Origin of the sequence: Actinomyces sp. ph3, from assembly GCF_000308055.1 — a bacterium.
In the GTDB taxonomy this organism is placed as follows: domain Bacteria; phylum Actinomycetota; class Actinomycetes; order Actinomycetales; family Actinomycetaceae; genus Pauljensenia.
Genome location: NZ_CAGY01000005.1, coordinates 115,548 through 135,351 on the forward strand (window position 1 = coordinate 115,548; position 19,804 = coordinate 135,351).

Sequence of the window (19,804 nt, forward strand, 5' to 3'; positions counted from 1 at the left end):
ACGACGCACGCCCTTATCCCGGCGTACAACGACAGGTGGACCAGTGAGACGTGAGACAAAGCGCCGCGGTATTCGCGCAATCAGCGTGACCGCGCTATTTGCATCACTCGCTGCAGCAACTCCCGGTATCGCTCTTGCAGCTCCCAGTGACGAAGAGATCGCACGAGCCCGCGAAGCCGAAAATGCGGCAAAGATGTCAGTCGCTCAGATCGAAGTAGAACTTGCAAGCGTGAAGAGCGAAGCTGAAGTCGCACTTCAGAAGGCCATGAGTGCTGCGGAAGAACTGAACGGTGCCCGCTACTCGCTTGAACAGGCGACCCAGACCGCGCGTCAAGCGCAGGCGGATGCTGATAAAGCGAAGGCTGATTACGAGGCTGGCAAGCAAGAGATTGCCTCGATCGCACAGACGGCGTACCGCGATGGTGGTTCATCCCTCGACTCCATCGCCCCCTACCTTTCCGCCGACGGACTGCGCACGGTTGAAACCAAGCAGGCCACGCTCAACTCCTTCTCGGCCTCGGCAAACGTCAAAATGCAAAAGGTCGCCGCGCTTGAGCAGGTCGCAAACGTCATGAACGACGCTGCGATCCAGGCACAGGCCAAGCAGGCAGAGGCAACCGCACAGGTTGAAACTCGTTCCGCTGCGGCCCAGAGCGCTGCAAACAACGCACGCAACGCGCAGGCCATGACTGCCGCTCGCCGTGATGCTCTGGTTGCGGAGCTTGCGCGCAAGCAGAACACAACCGTTGAGCTGATTAATCAGCGCGAGGCCGAGCTTGAGGCGCAGCGTCAGGCGGCAGCCGCCGAAGCTGCACGCCAGGCTGCTGCAGCAGAGGCCGCACGCCAGCAGGCAGCTGCCGAAGCCGCGCGTCGCGCACGCGAACAGCAGAACTCCTACACGCCGGCTCCTGCCCCCGCAGCCAGCTATGACGACGACGATGACACTCCATCGTGGGGCGGCGGTGGCGGCGGTAATTCCGATGCCGCTGCAGGTGCCATCGCTTGGGCGAAGAGCAAGCTCGGCGCACAATACGTGTGGGCGGGCGAAGGCCCCGGCTATGACTGCTCCGGTTTGGTCACCATGGCTTACCGTTCGCAGGGTATCTACCTGACCCACTGGTCACAGGCACAGTACTCGGAAGGCACTCGCGTGCCGGTCAGCCAAGCTCAACCCGGCGATCTGATTTTCTGGAACTGGGACGGTGGCAACATCGACCACGTTGCGATCTACTTGGGCAACAACCAGATCATCGAGGCGCCGACCTTTGGTGTTCCGGTTCGAATCACCTCGATCTACGGATGGAGCGCGGTTCTGCCCTACGCAGTGCGTGTGGTGTGATGGCGTGAGTCGCGGGGGCGGGCTTCGGCTCTGCTCTCCGGTCCTCTGATTTGTCACACGAAGTCGGTGAATGTCATGCGTTATAGCCTGTGACATTTGGCGACAACGTGTGGAGGTGGCTGTGCAACAGGCCCGGGCGTTTGGGGAAGACGCCCGGGCCTCGTTATATCTGCCTTTGCTGCGTTGTTCTCAGCCGAAGAGCTGAGATGTTTATGTTGAAGGCGATATATCCGTTTGTGAGTTGGCTCAACTTAGGGCAAAAAAGAAATAAGTTCCCGTGAATGGTCGTTTTCTCTGGTGACGCCACAAATTGGCAACGACGCACAAGCGTTTCGTCATTGCAAAGAGGAATGCCATGATCACCTTCGACCACGTGTCGAAAACATATTCACCCGATACGAAAGCGGTTGAAGATTTCTCTTTAACGATTGCCCCGCACACAACAACAGTGTTCCTAGGGACTTCAGGCTGCGGTAAGACGACACTCATGCGGATGGTCAACCGTATGGTGACTCCCACCTCCGGAACTGTTACAGTCCGTGGCCGCGATGTCGCGCATGAAGATCCTGTCGCCCTTCGCCGCTCGATCGGCTACGTCCTTCAAGACGGGGGCCTCTTCCCGCACCGAACTATCGTTGACAATATTGCGACCGTTCCAGTTCTCGAAGGTGTCTCAAAGGCAAGTGCGCGTGCCGATGCTCTCAAACTTATGGAACTCGTCGGCCTCGATCCTTCAATGGCAAAGCGCTATCCCGCGCAGCTTTCCGGCGGCCAGCGTCAACGCGTTGGCGTTGCGCGAGCCTTGGCAAACCGTGCCGACATCCTCCTCATGGATGAACCCTTCGGCGCCCTGGACCCTCTGGTCCGCGCTGACCTCCAGCGCCAGCTTCGTCGTATTCAAAAGTCCTTGGGCACCACGATCCTCTTCGTCACCCACGACATTGACGAGGCCATCTTGCTGGGTGACCGCATTGTCCTCCTTCGCGAGGGGGCTCAGATTGCCCAAGAAGGTACTCCGCGCGATCTTCTCCTGAACCCGGCCAATGACTTTGTTCGCGAGTTCCTTGGAACCTCCGCAATCAGCGAGCGTGAACGAATTTTGGAGGGCACACCTGACGGATCTCAAGCGGGCAAACCCGTTACGCCCTCGGCAAATGACGCGCAGGGGGAGCGCGCGTGAATTGGCTCTCCGGTTCCTGGGCACTCATCGGTGAGCTCACCCTCACCCATCTCACCATCGCGGTGCCCGCGATTATTGCCTCGGTGCTGATTGCAGTTCCCATAGGGGCGTGGGCGCAGCGTTCAAAAGGCGTCGGGGGCGTAGTTCTCTCTTTCCTGACTGTTCTTTACGCGGTGCCTTCGTTGCCCCTCCTGATTGTTATTCCGGTTCTGTCAGGGATTGCTCTTCGCTCGCGGGTCAACATGGTTGTTGTGCTAACGATTTACGGAATCGCCGTGCTGATCCGTCAATGCGCCGAGGCTTTCGCCGCTGTTCCTGCCGACGTCCTCGAGTCCGCCGATGCACTGGGAATGTCACGTTTCCGCCGATTCTGTACGGTTGAGCTTCCTTTGGCTATTCCCGTGATCGTTTCTGGGACACGAGTGGTCATTACCTCGACGGTTTCTTTGGTAACGATTGGTGCGTTCATTGGTGTGCGCTCGCTGGGAACTCTGTTTACCGATGGCTTCCAGCGTGGATTAACCGTTGAAGTCTTGGCCGGGCTGGTGATGACGATTGCCTTGGCTCTGCTTTTGGACGCACTTGCAGTCGGCCTGGGGGCGCTAGTGACACCGTGGAGGCGAAAGCGATGAACCTCCTATTTGAAGCCTTTCAATGGCTGGCGGATGGAGACAACTGGCTAGGGCCATCCGGGATTCTCGAACGAGTGGGTCAACACCTGTTTTTCGTTGCAGCTGTTGTTTCTATTTCGACACTCATCGCATTGCCAATCGGACTGTATATAGGGCACACCGGACGTTGGAAGAACCTCGTCATGATCGGGACCGGTGCCGCGCGTGCGGTGCCTACTCTTGGCCTCCTCACCCTGGTTGGCTTGTGGCTTGGAATCGGTTGGCAAGCGCCTCTTATTGCTCTTGTTGCGTTGGCAATGCCACCGATTCTCGCAGGTGCCTATTCCGGTGTGATCTCTTCTCAAGAATCATCCGATGCGGCGCGAGCGATCGGTCTGACTGAAGGTCAGATCCTCACACAGCTTGAGATTCCAGCGGGTGCACCACTGATTCTTGCGGGTGTGCGCTCAGCGGTACTCCAGGTGATCGCGACGGCCACACTGGCTGCATACACAGCGAACCTTGGATTGGGACGTTTCCTCTACACGGGGCTGAAGACGCGTGATTATGGACAGATGATCGGAGGCGCAATCGTTGTCGTTGCGCTGGCACTCGTCACCGACGCCATACTTGCAGGGCTCACGCGTCTTCTGCGCTCCAGAACCCATTCGGATTCACAAGCTTTATAACTTCATCACATTCGCTTACAGACTTTTCTGCACTCAGAAGACAAAACCAAAGGAGAGATAATGAAACGCTCTGCTCTCGCCGCCGTTGTAGCGGCATTTACTGCCGTTGTACTCACCGCATGCAGCACAGGGAAGTCCCTAGAAGGCGGCGAAAAAGCAGAGGAAGGTGCGGCCTCGTCAAAGATCGTGGTTGGCTCCCAAGACTACTACTCGAATGAAATCCTGGCCGAGGTCTATGCCCAGGCGCTCGAAGGATCAGGTTTCACGGTCGAGCGTCAGCTGCGTATTGGTCAGCGCGAGGTCTACATGCCCGAGCTGGAATCCGGTTCGATCGATGTCTTCCCGGAGTACACGGGCAACTTGCTCCAGTACTTCGATAAAGATGCGAGTGCTCGTACGGATGCTGAGGTTTACCAAGCACTGGGCGCAGCCCTGCCCAAGGGGTTGCGCGTATTGGACGAAGCCCCCGCAACCGACCAAGACTCCTATGTTGTCACCACTTCTTTCGCTTCCGAGCACTCTCTAAGCTCAATTGGTGACCTGGCGAACGCTGGACAGATCACTCTTGGCGGCAACTCTGAGCTTGCCACGCGTCCGTATGGGCCGAAGGGACTGGAATCGGAATACGGTGTGAAGGTTGGTTTCACGCCGATTGAAGACTCGGGCGGGCCGCTGACGGTAAAGGCGCTGAACGATGGTTCGATTCAGCTGGCGAACATCTACTCTTCTGACCCCGTGCTTGCAGACGGAAGCCTGACGGTCCTCAAGGATCCGAAGGGTCTCTTCTTGGCATCGCACGTTGTGCCAGTTGTTTCCACGAAGATCAACCAGGATGCAGCCGCTGTTATCAACAAGGTCAGTGCAGCTATGGACGCCAAGGACTTGATTGAGATGAACCGCCAGTCAACTGTCGAGGCTCAGTCTGCCTCCGCGATTGCGTCGAAGTGGCTTGAATCGAAGGGCTTGCCGCACAAGTAAAAGGCTTGATGCGCAAGTAAAGGGCTTGATGCGCAAGTAAGGCACTTGCTGCACAAGTAAGGCACTTGTTGCACAAGTGAAGCGGGCGCTTCGCGCTTGCTGTGGTTGTTCGGGGGGCGCTTGTGTGGTGTCAGGTGCCGCCAGCTCATCCCTAAATGCCACATGATCCTGGCATGCCTCTCCTCTAATTGCACACGAAGTTGGTGAATGTCATGCGTTATAACCTGTGACATTTGGCGACAACGTGTGGAGGTTGGGTGAGCGCAGAGCTTTCATGTGGAGGTAGTTGGGGTGCTGCTCGTGATGCTCTCGCCGCTTTCTCAACAGGGCGTTCGTTCTCCGCTGCCACACGAAGTTGGTGAAAGACACTGGATACTCAATCGATATACCCCTTGTCCCACAGCTGGCTAGAAGTCGTTGGTATGGCCTCGAGCAAGTCGAGTCGTTGGGCAAGATCGATCTGAAGACGAGGCAGGTTCTTTAGCTGCTCCCACGAGTATCGAATGACATTCCATCCGCAGTCGCGCAGGTCCTGTTCTCGACGAATCCACTGTTGTTTTGCGCGGTAGAGGTCTTCATTCGTACTTCCCAGTTTGCTCATCCCATCGAATTCGATCGCGACGTCTTTCTCTGGAAGAGTGAAATCAATGAAATACCTCCCTGTACTGCCATTAATTTCGAACTGAGTCAGCACAGGACCGCTGTAGATGCTTCGAATCGCGTAGAGCATTGCTGCTTCGGCGGGGTTGTCGCATCCTGCATCTGCGTTCTTCACAATGAGCTTCGCGGTAGAGATTCCATATTTCCAGCCGTTTTCCTGAGCAATAGACAATCGTCGAGTAAGTTCCTCGCGTAGGTTGTTTTCACGCTTCCTTGAGTCCCCGATGCGCTGTAGCGAAAAATTAGATTCGGTGTGCAGTGTCATGCACATGGCGACAAAAGCCTCAAAGTGTTGCGACCCCATCGCAAGACGAAGAGCTGCATCCAATTTGTCTTCTACTTGAACACCATTCTCTGTTAACCGGTGATCTGTCAGCGGAGGTCTGCGCAGTTTCCTCACCTTCACAGGTGGAATGGTGAAACCTGAGTAGCGCACCGATGGGAGAGTGGAATTTGGATAGGGCTGAGGACACCAAAAGGTGATGTCATGGTTTGCTGACCACAGTGGAACTCCCTGGACACAAAGCGAGCTGGTTCCAACGAATACAATCCGCGGATCTCGTGATTGTGCGAGAGAAGCAATACGTGCACGATCAATGTATTGATTAACTTCCCATCGAGGTAATCCCGACGAAATAGTCAGCATAAATCCGCGTTTCACCCTGACTTGTGAGTGAGAGCTTCCGTCTATTGGTGTTAAATGAACTTCTCGTGTCGATCGGGAGAGCACACTCCCTTCTGTCTCTTCCTCTTCTTCGTTCATCTATTCAGTGTTTAATAGCGGCGTCCAAACGTGCGAGCTTTGGAAAAATCTGTGGAAAACGCCGATTGTGTGTACACCCTATGGATAAGTCTTGGCTGCTTGGTGTGAGTAGCGCTGATGGCTCAGCTGCTCCCGTTCGTTATCTCAGAAAAGCCACATGAAATCGCTAAATATCATGGGTTATGGCTTGTGTCATTTGCCGACTTCGTGTGTCTTTTTGCAAACAAGGATAAGAACAAGAACAGGAAAAGGGCTGGTGTTCGTGAGAACACCAGCCCGATCTTGTTAAAAGTGTTTGAGTGATCAGTGCGCGTTGAAACCGTGCTCTTCTGCGCGCTGGTAGGAACGACGAATTTCTTCCTCGGCCTCTTCACGTCCAACCCAGTGTGCACCCTCAACGCTCTTGCCGGGCTCCAGGTCCTTGTAGACCTCGAAGAAGTGCTGGATTTCAAGACGGTGGAATTCAGAGACGTCTTCGATCTCGGTACGCCATGCTGCACGCTGGTCGGACGCGGGAACGCACAGGACCTTATCATCACCGCCCTTTTCGTCGCGCATGCGGAACATGCCCAGTGCGCGGCAGCGGATCACGCAGCCCGGGAAGGTCGGTTCTTCAAGCAGAACCAGTGCATCCAAGGGGTCGCCGTCTTCACCCAAGGTATCGTCGATGAAGCCGTAGTCATCGGGATAGCGAGTCGAGGTGAAGAGCATACGATCCAAACGGATGCGTCCCGTTTCGTGGTCGATCTCGTACTTGTTTCGGTTTCCCTTAGGAATCTCGATGGTCACGTCGAATTCCATTAGAGCCTCTCCTGACTGGTTGAGTCGTTGATCCACCACGTGGATGTCGATTACGTATTACTACCCCTCGAAGCATTAGGGTTGTTCCTAGACCATTGATGGAAGGACAATCCCCACATGCGACGCGGGACTACTGCTGCGATTGTAGGCGCTACTAGCGCCGCGGTGCTGATCGCAGCCTATTTTGTGGCAGATGTGCATGATATCGCACCTGGCATCTTCACACTTTCTCAAGCATCTGCGCCATCTGCAGCCCCCACAGCTTCTGCTGTGCCCGCTCCTACATTGAATGTTTCACAGTCGCAGAGGGATAGTCAAGCTCCCACCGCCCAACAACTCCAAGAGGCGTGGGCTCCCGCGGCCTCGGCAGCCGAAGAAGGCGGTTGGAATGCATGGGCGCTTGTCGTTGATGCGAACAACGGTCAGACGCTCTTTCAAAGTAATGCGGAAAGTGCCCACACTCCCGCTTCGATCACCAAGATCCTCACGGCCTATACCGCTCTCAGTCACCTGGACCCCAATGCGCACCTGACGACCTCGGTTGCGCAAAGCGACGATGACATCTACCTCGAAGGGGAAGGCGACCTTCTCTTAGGTGAGGGAACCAACTCCCTTGATGTCAGTGGGCGTGCAGGACTTGAAACCCTTGCGAAAGACACGGCAAATGCCTTGACTTCTAAGGGAATTTCTCACGTCGAACTTCACGCGGCTCCCGCGCTTTTTGCCGACACCAAGCGCCCCGCCTCGTGGAGCGAGCAGCAGGTTGCCGGCTACGAAGGTCAGCTTGCTCCCTATGCGATCGATGCGGGTCGCACCTACCCGAAGTCCAATGAGTTCTACCCCGATTCAATCTCCAATGTCGCGGAGGTTTTCGCGCAAAAACTCAGCGAACAGGGGATCTCCGTTGATTTTGGCGTCCGAGGCGCGGCCCCGCAGGGCGCGAACCGGATCGCATCCGTTCAGTCCGCAAGCCTCGATGAGCAGATTCGTTGGATGCTCTACCACTCAGATAACACCCTTGCAGACCAGTATTGTCACTTTGCAGCGCGCCAGGCTGGGGCTGAAGTGACATTCGATGGCGCGGTCAAGAATCTTGAAAAGACCTTGGCGGATCGCGGAATTCCCACGGATCAGCTCTCGCTGGAGGATTGCTCTGGCCTGTCCTCGAATGACCGGATTGCGCCCAAGACCTTGGCGGCAATTCTTTCCCAGGGCTTCGAGGCCTCGCAGCCCGTTGCGCCACGAGTGGTCCGAAACCTGCCCTGGGCGGGCGTGCAGGGAACCCTCGCACATCGCTTGAATGACGAGGTTGTGGCTGGCAATGCACAGGCAAAAACGGGGTCTTTGGCGGAAGTGTCCTCACTCGCCGGCGTGGTGTCGACCTCGAAGGGGCACCCGGTGATCTTCGTCATCGGTTTCGACAAGGTTCCCAATGATGGCGCCTATGCAACTCGCGGTTATCTGGACAATTTTGTCACTGCCATTGCGAAGATGTGAGTGCTGCCAAGTATTCGCTGAGCAGTGCCGGTTCAGCCGCGAGTTCAGTCGAAAAGGCTGCATACAAGCGCAGAGCAATTCGATAGCATAGAGACATGCCGTTGTATCCCTCACTCACACAGATCGCGCGCCTGAGCGCGATGGGCATGTTTTCTGGACCTCAGGCTTCAGCCTCATCGGCGCAGGCCATTGTCTCGCGTCTTCGTCGCGGGCAAGAATGGGCTTCTGGGCGGTTGCCTTTTCTGATCACTCGCTTCGCTGAGTTTTCCTCTTCTGATGTGCAGGATGGCGTGCACGTGGATCTGCCGATCATTGAGCGTCGCAGCGCAATGATTCAGTGGGCAGATTTCGCCGATGAATGGGGTGTGCACGCACGTAGCCTTCCCAGCGCAGCCACCCTGTGCACAGCTTTAGGAGTGCTGGCAAAACATTCCCTGAGTGTGAGCGGACCCAGCGGAGCTGCTGCCTATCTTGTCGCCCCGAATGTTTTAGAGGCGGGTGTGCGCGCCAAGTTCGATCTGGGAGATTGGGCAAAGTGGGTGTCTTTGCGCGCGGGGGTTGATACCTGGCTGTCCATGCGAACGCCTTTTTATCGGGAGTATTGCCGCGAACTTGTCGCCGCTGCGCCGATTGATGCGATTGATGCTGAAGAGCTTGCGCGTCAGCTGCTTCTTCGCGAGTGCATCATCGATGTTTTTATGGATTCATTGACTCCGAAGGATCTGTCTTCGGTCAATTGGATTACTGCGCATCGGCCTGCAGATTTTATGGTCGATGGGGCTCTGATTAGTCTGCTCGGGGGAGTGGCTCCCGCAGGAATCACTCAGCTTCGCCGTGAGATGGCCAATGAAGTCCATCAGATCTTGACCGGCCCCGGTCTTGAATCGATTCTTAACAACCGGATGTGGCCGAGCTTCCAGTGATCACAATTCCCGCTAATCCCAAGGGAGATCTACGTAAGCTCTCGCTGGAAGTGCGTCCGCACGTTCAGTGGGCCATCCAGCACTGCGATGCGCTTCTTATTGCCGTATCCGGTGGCGCGGACTCAACTGCGCTCGCGGCGGTCATTATTGATCACTGCCTGCGCGCGGGCTGTACTCCCCACACCTTGACTGTTGATCACGGAATCCGAGCGGGATCGGATATTGAGGCGCGTGAGGTGTGTGAGCGTATGGCTTCGCTCGGTGCCCGTGCCGAATGGGTGAGCGTCACACTTGCGGCAGAAGGGGGGCCCGAGGCCTCGGCTCGCGATGCGCGTCGGCGCGCTCTTGTGGACCATGCAAGATCTTTGGGAGGGCGCGTCGCGGTCTTCCTTGGGCACACGATGGATGATCAGGCTGAAACCGTGCTTTTGCGTTTAGCGCGTGGCTCGGGAGTCGGGTCATTGAAAGCGATGAGCTCATGTGATGACGCGGGAGAGATCGTCTGGATTCGACCAATTATAAAATGTCGACGCATTGAGACTATTGGTGTATGTCGCGAACTTGGGCTTCCCTGGGTTGATGATCCTTCGAACGCGATGGATGGCCCTTGGAGGGCCGCTGATGGAAGTGCGCTACGTCGAAGCGCGATCCGAGAATGTGCACTTCCCAGTTTGCGCGACAGCTTGGGGATCGACCCCGTTCCCGCCCTTGCACGCACCGCGGAGCTTTCCGCAGCCGATGACGAGGCTCTGGATCAGTGGGCGAACCAGGTGTGGACATGCGCATGGGAAGCGATGCCGCCAAGGGAGGATACGACCTCGGGAATGGGAATCCTCAAAATTGAGCATCTGCAGCAGATTCCCGAGGCGGTGCAGATGCGCGTCCTTCACCGCTACCTGAGCGCACTTGGAGCACCGAGCTACGTGCATCTTCAAGAGGCGCGCGCACTAATCAACCACTGGACGGGACAAGGGCCCATCTCGGTTCCAGGGGGAACGCTCTTACGCAAGGGGAAAGGAAAGCAGGCATACCTCATTGCCATGACGCCTGCTGACTCTTCCTTGTTGCGCCAAGAGCGAGAAACTCCGCCATGCTGAGCGCCTCTTCGCGCACATGTGGCACTCTTATAAAGTTGGGACCCGCACAGGAAAGGACATGGGACTGTGGACGCACAGGACATGGGAAACGCACTCGAACGCATTCTGGTTACGGAAGATGAGCTGGCACGCCGTATGGCTGAGCTCGCCGCTGAAATTGATGCCGATTACCAGGGCAAAGAAATTCTTCTTGTGGGTGTCCTCAAGGGCGCGGTCATGGTCGTCGCCGACCTTTCACGCCACCTCCACACTCCTCTCTCGATGGACTGGATGGCCGTTTCCTCCTACGGTGCGGGCACTAAGTCGACCGGCGTTGTCCGTATCCTCAAAGACCTCGATACAGACGTCACCGGTCGTGATGTCCTGATTGTCGAAGACATTATTGACTCTGGACTGACTCTGTCCTGGCTTCGCGAAAACCTTCTGGCTCGAGGAGCAGCCTCTGTCGAAATTGCTGCTGCCCTGCGCAAGCCCGAAGCCCTCAAGGTCCCGGTCGAGGTCAAGTACGTTGGTTTTGATATCCCGAATGAATTCGTTGTGGGCTACGGACTGGACTACGCAGAGCACTACCGTCAACTTCCCTTCGTTGGGACCCTGGCACCGCACGTATACGGCGGCTGAAAGGTAAATCCATGGCAGATAACACTCAGAACAAGAAGAAGAGGAATACCTGGGGGCTTGTTGCAATCCCATTGCTTCCCCTGGTGATCGCCCTGTTCTTCCTGTGGACGTGGTTCCAGCCGCAATCGGTGGATACTTCCGAAGGTCTTCAGATTCTGAAGGAAGCCCAGATTGAACGCGTCGTCGTTAACGATGGAACTCAGCAGGTCAACTTGGTGTTGAAGGACCCGTGGACCCACAAGTCCACCGGTGTTAACGACCGCGAACGTAGCTTGGGGCGAAACATCAGCTTCACCTATGCGCGCACGCAATCGCAGTCAATTGTTGAGTCGGTTGAGAAAGCCAATCCCGGTAAAGGCTGGGATGCGTACTACCCGCAGTCCTCGTTCCTGAGTTCAACTCTTGCCGCAATCCTTCCCTTGGCGCTGGTCATGGGGCTTTTCTGGTTCTTCATGAGCCGCATGGGTGGATCCCAGATGATGGGTCCCTTTGGCCAGAGCCGCACCAAGGACTTTAACCAGGAGCGCCCGAACGTTACCTTTGCTGACGTGGCCGGTGAAGACGAGGCCGTTGAGGAACTTGAAGAAGTTCGCGAGTTCCTGATTGCCCCCGAGAAGTTCCGCAAGGTCGGTGCACGCATTCCTCGAGGTGTGCTCCTCTACGGTCCTCCTGGAACAGGTAAGACCCTGCTGGCAAAGGCTGTTGCGGGTGAGGCCGAGGCTCCCTTCTTCTCCATTGCAGGTTCGGAATTCCTTGAGATGTATGTCGGTGTTGGCGCTTCGCGTGTGCGTGATCTTGTATCCCGCGCAAAGAAGGTTGCTCCCGCGATTATCTTCGTCGATGAAATTGATTCGATCGGTCGTCACCGCGGTTCTGGTTATGGTGGCGGTTCTGATGAACGCGACCAAACCCTCAACCAGCTGCTCGTTGAGATGGACGGCTTTGACGATTCCTCGAACCTGATCTTCATCGCGGCGACAAACCGTCCCGATATTCTTGATCCCGCCCTCCTGCGTCCGGGCCGTTTTGACCGACAGATTGCGGTTGAAGCCCCCGATCTGAAGGGACGCGAGGCAATCCTGCGCGTGCACTCTGCGGGCAAGCCCCTGACCGATGATGTCGATCTGCATATGATCGCAAAGCGCACTCCCGGCTTCACCGGTGCGGATCTGGCAAATGTCTTGAACGAGGCCGCTTTGCTGACGGCTCGTTCAAATGCTGACTTGATTGATAACCGCGCGATTGACGAGGCCATTGACCGTGTGATTGCCGGCCCGCAGAAGCGCACTCGTGTCATGAATGACCACGACAAGCTGGTGACCGCGTATCACGAAGGCGGCCACGCCCTGTGTGCAGCGGCATTGCGCTACACGGATCCGGTCACGAAGGTCACCATTCTTCCGCGTGGACGCGCGCTGGGTTACACCATGGTGCTACCCACCGAAGACCGCTACTCCAAGACCAGGAATCAGATTCTTGACGATCTGGTCTATGCCATGGGTGGCCGCGTTGCCGAAGAAATCGTCTTCCGTGATCCTTCAACCGGTGCGTCGAATGACATCCAGAAGGCCAGCTCTCAAGCTCGCGCGCTCGTTACTGAATACGGCATGTCCGATCGCGTAGGTAACGTCCGTTTGAGTGCGGATGATTCGGACCCAATGACCGGTTACGGTACCGGTCGAGGCGCTGAGCGTGCCTATTCTGATGAGCTTGCTTCTGTCGTTGACCAGGAAGTGCGTGCACTCTTGGACAACGCGACCCGTGAGGCTTGGGAGATTTTGACTAAGAACCGTGCGGTTCTGGACCGCTTGGCCCAGCGTCTTTTGGAAGAGGAAACTCTGGACGAAGCGCAGCTCGCCGAGATCTTCAAGGACGTCATCAAACAAGATGAGCGTCCGGTGTGGAATTACGGTGCGGAAGGCGCGGTTCAGGGCGCGGTTATGGGAAATCCCATCGCCATGCCCCTGAGTGACCGTGCGCAGTCCGAATCTGCTGATGAACCATCGGCTGACCCGTCTGCTCCCGCAGAGGTTCTGGATGACCCCGATGGTGGTATCGCGCCCGAGGAGAATGCCCAGTGAGCTACGATCAACAAGGCGTTGAAGACGCCTCGCGCGCGCTTCTTGAAGCCGTCGGCGAAGACATTAACCGCGAGGGACTTCGCAATACCCCCGCGCGGATGGGTCGTGCGTGGCGCGAACTTCTCAGCGGCCTCGAAGAAGATCCTCGTGAACACCTCAAGACCACCTTCGAAGTGGGGACCGATGAGATCGTTATGGTCCGTGATATTCCCTTCTACTCCGTGTGCGAGCATCACCTGCTGCCTTTCTACGGGCATGCGCACGTGGGGTACATCCCCAAGGGCGGTCGCGTTACGGGGCTGTCAAAGCTTGCGCGTGTCGTCGAAGGGTATGCGCGTCGCCCGCAGGTTCAGGAACGTCTGACAGCTCAGATCGCCGATGCCATCGATGAGGTTCTTGCACCTCAGGGTGTCATTGTCGTTGTTGAGGCCGAGCACATGTGCATGACGATGCGAGGTATTTCCAAGCCGGGGTCCTCGACCGTGACCTCTGCTCTTCGTGGAATTGTCAAGCGCGACGCCACTCGAGCGGAAATGATGTCCCTGGCATTGGGTGGGGTCCGCCGATGACTTCTGTTGAGGCCTCTTCCTCTTGGGCGCTCGCGGGAGGTGCACAACCGCCTCGTCTTCCCGAAGGCGTCGATCTGCCACGGGATCGAATGCTCGTCATGGGCATTTTGAATGTCACCCCAGATTCCTTCTCGGATGGGGGCCGTTTTCTGGATCCGGGAGCGGCGCTCGACCACGCTCAGGAAATGCTCGACGAAGGTGCGGACCTGGTCGACTTGGGCGGTGAATCAACACGTCCGAACTCCACGCGAATCAGCGAGGACGAAGAATGGGAGCGAATTGGCTCGATCATTCAGCGCCTTGGAGCATCGGGGGTTGTTGTTTCTGTTGATACCCTGCATGCGCTAACAGCGCGTCGTGCGGCAGATGCGGGTGCTGCCATCATCAATGATGTCAGTGGAGGACGCTGGGATCCGCAGATGAATGCGGCCGTTGCATCGACCTCCTGTGCCTATGTTATTCAGCACTATCGTGCGCTTCCGGGGATGCCCGAAGAGTCTTTCGACTACGGCGATCAGCCCATCGCAGTTGCCTTGAGAGAGCGGGTTTCCCAACAGGTTCGTGATGCTCTCGAGGCCGGGGTTGAGCCCGAGCGCATCATTGTTGACCCGGGATTGGGTTTTTCACTGAATAACGAACAATGCTGGTCTCTCGTCGCGTCGCTGCCGATTTTTGCTGAGCTTGGGTACCCTGTTCTTATAGGTGCGTCCCGGAAACGCTTCCTCGGTCAGTCCCCCCTTTCGGACCGAGATGAAGCAACTCTCGATATATCTCGGCGCGCGCTTTCAGACGGAATATGGGCCGTCAGGGTCCATGCCATAAGCCAACAAGCAAAGCTTGTTCGTGCAGGGAGGTGAGGGCACGGTGGGACAGCTCGATGTGATCGCGTTACGCGGTATTACAGCTGAGGCTGTCCACGGAGTTCTCGAAAAGGAGTGGAACGCTCCTCAAACCTTCACTGTTGACCTGCTTCTGTGGGTTGATACCGATCGCGCTGCACTCAGTGATGACATTGCCGATACGGTTTCTTACGCCGAAATTGCAGAGAAAGCTCACGCGATCCTTGCGGGCCCCTCGGTTCGTCTGATTGAAACACTTGGCCACAAGATCGCTGATGCGGCTCTTGAAGATTCGCGTGTTCGTGGTGTTGAGGTTATTGTCCATAAGCCTGAAGCGCCCATCGACGTTCCCTTTACCGATGTTTCGGTCACCATTCGCAAGGGCGATATCCCGCTTCCTTTCGTCGCGGCATCGAATGTTCTTCCCCCCACTGCTTCCGACGCTGATGAGGATGTGCCCCCTGCTCCCTCTGCGCCCAGCACGCCATCAGATGCCGTAGCTTCCCAGGAAGAAGAATCCCCGGCCTCTGATTCAGATCAGCCCGTTCAGCTGCACTCTCCCGCGGCACCGCAGCAGCCCGCCACGGCCTCGGAGCTTGTGGTGGACGCGGCTGAGGAAAGCGAAGCAGCACAGGTCGACGAGCCTGCCCAAGACGAACTTGACGCACCTTTGGCTCCGCGCGCCGTAGTGCTCGCACTTGGTGGAAATCTGGGCAATGTTCCCGTTACCCTCAAGCGAGCAATTGACGAAATGTCCAGCTGGGATGACTTGGAAATTACGCAAGTTTCGCCCCTGGTTCGTACGCGCGCTGTATTGCGTCCCGACCAAAAGCCTCAGCCTGATTATTGGAATGCCGTCGTTTTGGGAACGCTGTCCATGGCACCCCTCAACCTCTTGGATCGGATCCACGAGCTTGAAGCACGCTTGGGTCGTGTACGTCATGAAGTCTGGGGCTCGCGCACCATCGATATCGACATCATTCAAATTGACGGCGTGAGCTCGGATGACCCGCGTCTGACGCTGCCACATCCGCGTGCACATCAGCGTGCTTTTGTGCTCTCTCCGTGGCTGATGGCCCAGCCCAAGGCTGAGCTTTCCGGCTTCGGCGCCGCATCGGAGCTTATCGCACAGGCTCCGGATCGTGGTGGAATTCTTGACGCAGTGGGGGACTGGCTCGAAGATCCCGAATCGGTGATCGCTGATTCGGATGAACTTCTTCACCGGATGCGCCTTCCTCGCCTCGATCATGCTGAGCAGTTGCGTCCTCTCAAGCTTGAGACAAATTCACAATCCTCGCGTCCGAGTCGCTTGGACATGCTTCCCGAAGCATCGCGTTCCGGCCTTGCTCCCAGCGATGAAGGCACCGATGTGACCTGGCATCGCCTGTGGGATCGCTGGGGAGCTCCGGTTGAATCCGTTGAATCGCGCCATGTTGAGCTTTCGAAGCCTTCGGCCTCAGCAGTTTCTGCCGCTCAACCCACGCCTGCGCCCAAAGAAACTTCCGTGTCCTCTCCTGCTAAGACTTCCGGTGAGGTACCCGCGCAGCTAGCGAGCCGCCAGGTTCCTGCGCCTTCTCCGGTGAGCGCACCTCCGCTTCGTCGACTGCACCTGTCGGCCACCCCGTCTCCAGCAGATACGACTGCGGCTTCCGCCAACCTTGCTCAGGGCATGGTCTCTTTGGAGCCTCGTCGTCCTCTCCCTTCTGCTGAACCCGAGCAGCCCGTCGTCGAGCGGCACTCGCTCCTCGAACGCCTGCAGGGCAGCGCCCTTCCTCACGCCATTCCCGAGGCCGCAGCGCAGTCCTCCGATATCCAGAGCGCGCAAGAGCCGGCGCAGAATTCTCCCTCGACTTCACCGATTACCGCCGAGGTTCCCGTTGGACGTCGGACTCGTCGCCCGCGTTGGCGTCCGGTAACCGAAGAAGGAACGGGTATCTCGACGGCTGATTCGCCGCGTCCGTTCCGTGCACGTACCGATCGTCTTGCCGCACAATCTCACCGTGCAAAGCTTTCGCACCGCGCACCTGCTCCTCAAGAGCAACAGAAGCCCGCAACGGAAGCTACCCAGCCAAGGCGTGGTTCGCTCTTTGCTCGCCGCCCCGAGCCGGCCTCGTCAGCGGGAAGCCAGGCCTCGGTTCCCACGCAGGGACGTACGTATTCAGAGAGTGCTGCACCTACGCAAAACGCTTCGGGGACGAAGCCTTCGGCTGCCTCTGCCCAGCGGAAGTCCGCCTCGCAAGCTCGCACCTCGCGCGCTCTACCGGGCTGGAACTTCTCTGAGGACGTCCGTGTTGTGGATGATTCCAGTGTACTCAGCCCGCGTGAGGACGTGCGTCGTTCTTCTCCTAGCTTGCCGCCTCGCTACAGTCATGTTCTTGATCCCAAGCTCGATGATTCCATTGATCAGGGACCAATGACTCCCGGCTCGCAGACCCCTTCCTCTGTCAACCGCGACGTGACAATCCGTCCAAGCATTACCGGTCAGATTCCAGTCTTCCGTCGTCGTCCTGAGGATTCATGAAGCCGCTGAGTATTGTGCTGTTAATCGCCGAGGCAGCCGCTGCTTCGGCGCTTGCTGCAGCCGCAACCGCCTTTGCGATTCGTCAGGGCGCGGGGCCGTGGATTATTCATCCCGCCCTGGCTCTGGTTTTTGTTGTCGTCGCGGGCGTACTTGTCTGGATGGGAATCCAGGTTCGGCGTTTTCGCGCGCATAAGGCTACCTGGGTTGACGCCGTATCAGCCTTCCGAATTGCAATGTTTGCTCGTGCGAGTGCGCTTGGTGGCGTGATCAGCGCTGGGCTACTGGCAGGTATGTCCTTGGCCTTCCTCGCTCGCTGGGAAGCGCAGACCAGTGTTTACGCTGGAATTTGCGGACTGATGTGTGCGCTCGGTGCTGGTTTGTGGGGTATTGCCGGAGTGGTCGTTGAACGCTGGTGCGTCATTGACCCAAAGGATGATGACACCGAGGTGACGAAGGCGCGCGCTCGGCGTGACAAGGGCACTCTTGGGGCGCAGCGTGTGAATGCTCGTAAGAGCGATGTATCTGAGGGGAGAAGGTAGTCTCATGCCCAATAGACCACGGTCTTCTTCGGCCTCTTCATCTCCTTCGAGGGCTCCTCGTGCAGGGCGTCCAGGCGCTCGTCCCACAGTTCGTTCGGGTGGGACTTCTCCAAGAAAACCGGCTGGGGGACAGGTGCCTCCTTCCCTGTGGGTCAGGCGTATCGTCACCGGACTCGGATTACTTGTGATCATCGCGCTTATTGTGTGGGGGATTGCAAAAGCCGTTTCAGCGGTCACGAAGTCTTCCGCTCCCGAGGCCACTCCAAGCGTCTCTGTAACTCCTACTCCGACGCCCACCGCGACAGTGACGCGCTCTGGAACCGCAGCACTTCAAGATGGTGAACAGGCTACAGCCGATGGAATTGTCGATGCGGAAGGGCGAGTTCGTATTCCCGCCTGTGCCTCGGCAGATCTGACGGTTCGACCGACCATTTCTGGTGGCGAGGTTGGACAAGCTCAGAACATTTCGGTCGCCATTGAAAACCGTGCGGGAGTTGCCTGTTCGTTTGAGTTCGGGCACATCGATTTCAAGATTTCCACCGGCGATGAAACGGTATATGACGGCTCGAAGTGCCAGCGTGATCGCGAGAGTGCGACATTGCTCTTGATTCCCGGGGATACCTGGAATGGTGGTCTGACGTGGGATGGCGGGCTCTACTCTGGGTGCGATGCGAAGGACCGGAATTCGGATGGTGCGACCGATCCTGCTCCAGCTGGAACCTATCGTTTACAGCTGCTGTTGAATGGCCAGACGGTTGGAGATGAACGAGTATTCACTCTGACTCAGCCCGTTCAGCCAACAACTGAAGCAACGCCCGAGCCCTCGCAATCAAGCACCTCTGAAGCGACTAACGCTCCGCAGGGTGAAGAAGGCCATTAGAACTCTTCTCCGCTGAGATTAGGGGTCGCGAGGGGCCCAATTCTGGGCTAGTTGAGGTGTTGCTTTAGCCTGACCAGCCGATTACCAGCCGACAATTCCTGTGGCAGCCATTGAGAATTGGTTCTCAAGCGTTTCGCGGATGAGCTTTGCGCGGTAGGGGCCGATGCCTTCGATTTGCTGCAGATCCTCAACTGTCGCTTCACGCAGGTCCGCAAGGTTCTCCCAATGACTGGTGATGTCCTTGATGACATTCCAGGGAAGGCGAGGAACCAGGGAGAGGGCTCGCACACCACGCGGTTGAATGGTGCGGTCCAGATCGGTGGGATCATAAACGCCCAAGCCCAGTACGTTAGCGATAGCTGCGAGATCGACCAGACGATCGCTGGCAAGCTCCGAGAGGGCAGCTTCTGCGGTTGAGACCGCGGAGGCATCTCGGGTGTAGTCGCGAAGTACCAGTGCGCGTTCGGAGCCTGAGCCGCGAACCAGATCATCGACCTGTAGAGCCAAAAGGCGTCCTTCTGAACCGAGTTCTTCAAGGTATTCGTTGATCTCAGAGGTGATGCGTCGGATCATCTCCATGCGCTGCATGACGGTTGCGACATCACGGACCGTTGCAGAATCACGCATTTCCAAGATTGTGAGAGTTTGAAGGACCTCATCCAGACGCTGGCTGTAGCGGTCCAGGGTGTCGACGGCCAGATTAGCGCGGGACAGCAGTGCTTCGGGTTCTTCAACGATGTGATGGTACTTGCCGACGTAGATCGAAATAAGACGCATTGACGCCGAAACTGAGAGCACCGGAAGGTGGGTTTGGTAAGCAGTGCGTTGTGCAGTGCGGTGACGCATACCCGATTCATCGGTAGGGATGCTCTGATCGGGGAAAAGCTGGACATTTGCCTTGCGGATTCGCCAGTCGGTGGGGTCGATGATGACCGCGCCGTCCATTTTGCACAATTCGCGCAGACGTGAGGCCGTGAATTCGATATCGAGATCGAAACCACCCGAGCACATTTCCTCAAGCTGAGGAGAGACACCAAGAACAATCAAGCCGCCGGTATGGGAGCGCTGGATGCGTTCCAGTCCTTCGCGAAGGGGCGTGCCCGGTGCGATATCTTGAAGTGCGCTGCGCAGAAGAGCGGCATCTGATGTCATGAATCCTGCCTTTCGATGCGTGATTCCTGCTCTAAGTGTATTTCGAGTATCCGCACAATGAAGG

Annotated in this window: 18 protein-coding genes; 15 read left to right on the top strand and 3 right to left on the bottom strand. The window is 57.2% G+C overall.

From position 1 onward, the window contains the following. The first annotated feature begins 43 nt into the window (after positions 1–43). From HGAS_RS05725 to HGAS_RS05745, 5 genes are all read left to right on the top strand, one after another. Positions 44–1,339 (top strand): C40 family peptidase, encoded by a 1,296-nt coding sequence (locus HGAS_RS05725; protein WP_019126888.1) that lies wholly within the window; start codon positions 44–46, stop codon positions 1,337–1,339. A 355-nt stretch (positions 1,340–1,694) separates the two neighbouring features. Further along, positions 1,695–2,519 carry an ABC transporter ATP-binding protein gene (locus tag HGAS_RS05730; RefSeq protein WP_019126889.1) on the top strand — a complete coding sequence of 275 codons (825 nt, stop codon included), beginning with the start codon at positions 1,695–1,697 and terminating at the stop codon, positions 2,517–2,519. Then, positions 2,516–3,151, top strand: coding sequence for an ABC transporter permease (locus tag HGAS_RS05735; RefSeq protein ID WP_019126890.1), 636 nt, complete (start codon positions 2,516–2,518; stop codon positions 3,149–3,151). Before HGAS_RS05730 ends, HGAS_RS05735 begins: the two co-directional genes overlap by 4 nt. After that, a complete protein-coding gene (locus HGAS_RS05740) occupies positions 3,148–3,819 on the top strand; it encodes an ABC transporter permease (protein ID WP_019126891.1) in 672 nt (223 codons plus the stop codon). The genes HGAS_RS05735 and HGAS_RS05740 overlap by 4 nt, the downstream gene beginning before the upstream one ends. A gap of 60 nt (positions 3,820–3,879) precedes the next feature. Continuing rightward, positions 3,880–4,797 (top strand): ABC transporter substrate-binding protein, encoded by a 918-nt coding sequence (locus HGAS_RS05745; RefSeq protein ID WP_019126892.1) that lies wholly within the window; start codon positions 3,880–3,882, stop codon positions 4,795–4,797. Between the two features lie 376 nt (positions 4,798–5,173). Here HGAS_RS05745 and HGAS_RS08820 read toward each other — a convergent pair whose 3' ends face one another. Both HGAS_RS08820 and HGAS_RS05760 read right to left on the bottom strand, forming a co-directional pair. Beyond that, positions 5,174–5,722, bottom strand: a complete 549-nt coding sequence (locus HGAS_RS08820; RefSeq protein ID WP_158661892.1) for a DUF559 domain-containing protein — start codon at positions 5,720–5,722, stop codon at positions 5,174–5,176. Positions 5,723–6,523: 801 nt separating this feature from the next. Next, positions 6,524–7,021, bottom strand: a complete 498-nt coding sequence (locus HGAS_RS05760; protein WP_009408546.1) for an inorganic diphosphatase — start codon at positions 7,019–7,021, stop codon at positions 6,524–6,526. 117 nt (positions 7,022–7,138) lie between these two features. On the opposite strand from HGAS_RS05760, the gene dacB reads away from it, so the two are divergent. From dacB to HGAS_RS05815, 10 genes are all read left to right on the top strand, one after another. Next, a complete protein-coding gene (gene dacB / locus HGAS_RS05765; protein WP_019126895.1) occupies positions 7,139–8,518 on the top strand; it encodes a D-alanyl-D-alanine carboxypeptidase/D-alanyl-D-alanine-endopeptidase in 1,380 nt (459 codons plus the stop codon). 95 nt (positions 8,519–8,613) lie between these two features. Continuing rightward, positions 8,614–9,441: a hypothetical protein gene (locus HGAS_RS05770; protein WP_019126896.1), complete on the top strand. Its 828-nt coding sequence runs from the start codon at positions 8,614–8,616 to the stop codon at positions 9,439–9,441. Then, entirely contained in the window at positions 9,423–10,538 is a 1,116-nt protein-coding gene (tilS, locus tag HGAS_RS05775; RefSeq protein ID WP_019126897.1) for a tRNA lysidine(34) synthetase TilS, read from the top strand. The genes HGAS_RS05770 and tilS overlap by 19 nt, the downstream gene beginning before the upstream one ends. Positions 10,539–10,604: 66 nt before the next feature. Further along, complete coding sequence (hpt, locus tag HGAS_RS05780) at positions 10,605–11,159, top strand: hypoxanthine phosphoribosyltransferase (RefSeq protein ID WP_019126898.1); 555 nt, start codon at positions 10,605–10,607, stop codon at positions 11,157–11,159. Positions 11,160–11,170: 11 nt separating this feature from the next. Beyond that, the gene (ftsH, locus tag HGAS_RS05785; protein WP_019126899.1) at positions 11,171–13,240 is read left to right on the top strand and encodes an ATP-dependent zinc metalloprotease FtsH; all 2,070 of its coding nucleotides are present in this window, start codon (positions 11,171–11,173) and stop codon (positions 13,238–13,240) included. After that, positions 13,237–13,809, top strand: coding sequence for a GTP cyclohydrolase I FolE (folE, locus tag HGAS_RS05790; RefSeq protein ID WP_009408552.1), 573 nt, complete (start codon positions 13,237–13,239; stop codon positions 13,807–13,809). Before ftsH ends, folE begins: the two co-directional genes overlap by 4 nt. Beyond that, positions 13,806–14,666 (top strand): dihydropteroate synthase, encoded by an 861-nt coding sequence (folP, locus tag HGAS_RS05795; RefSeq protein WP_019126900.1) that lies wholly within the window; start codon positions 13,806–13,808, stop codon positions 14,664–14,666. Before folE ends, folP begins: the two co-directional genes overlap by 4 nt. 7 nt (positions 14,667–14,673) lie before the next feature. Then, complete coding sequence (gene folK, locus HGAS_RS05800) at positions 14,674–17,169, top strand: 2-amino-4-hydroxy-6-hydroxymethyldihydropteridine diphosphokinase (RefSeq protein WP_106427428.1); 2,496 nt, start codon at positions 14,674–14,676, stop codon at positions 17,167–17,169. Further along, positions 17,166–17,708, top strand: a complete 543-nt coding sequence (locus HGAS_RS05805; protein ID WP_019126902.1) for a DUF3180 domain-containing protein — start codon at positions 17,166–17,168, stop codon at positions 17,706–17,708. Before folK ends, HGAS_RS05805 begins: the two co-directional genes overlap by 4 nt. Positions 17,709–17,712: 4 nt before the next feature. Further along, entirely contained in the window at positions 17,713–18,588 is an 876-nt protein-coding gene (locus HGAS_RS05815; protein ID WP_233993724.1) for a phage prohead protein, read from the top strand. A gap of 81 nt (positions 18,589–18,669) precedes the next feature. On the opposite strand, the gene disA is transcribed toward HGAS_RS05815, so the two are convergent. After that, positions 18,670–19,740: a DNA integrity scanning diadenylate cyclase DisA gene (gene disA, locus HGAS_RS05820; RefSeq protein WP_019126905.1), complete on the bottom strand. Its 1,071-nt coding sequence runs from the start codon at positions 19,738–19,740 to the stop codon at positions 18,670–18,672. Positions 19,741–19,804: the final 64 nt, after the last annotated feature.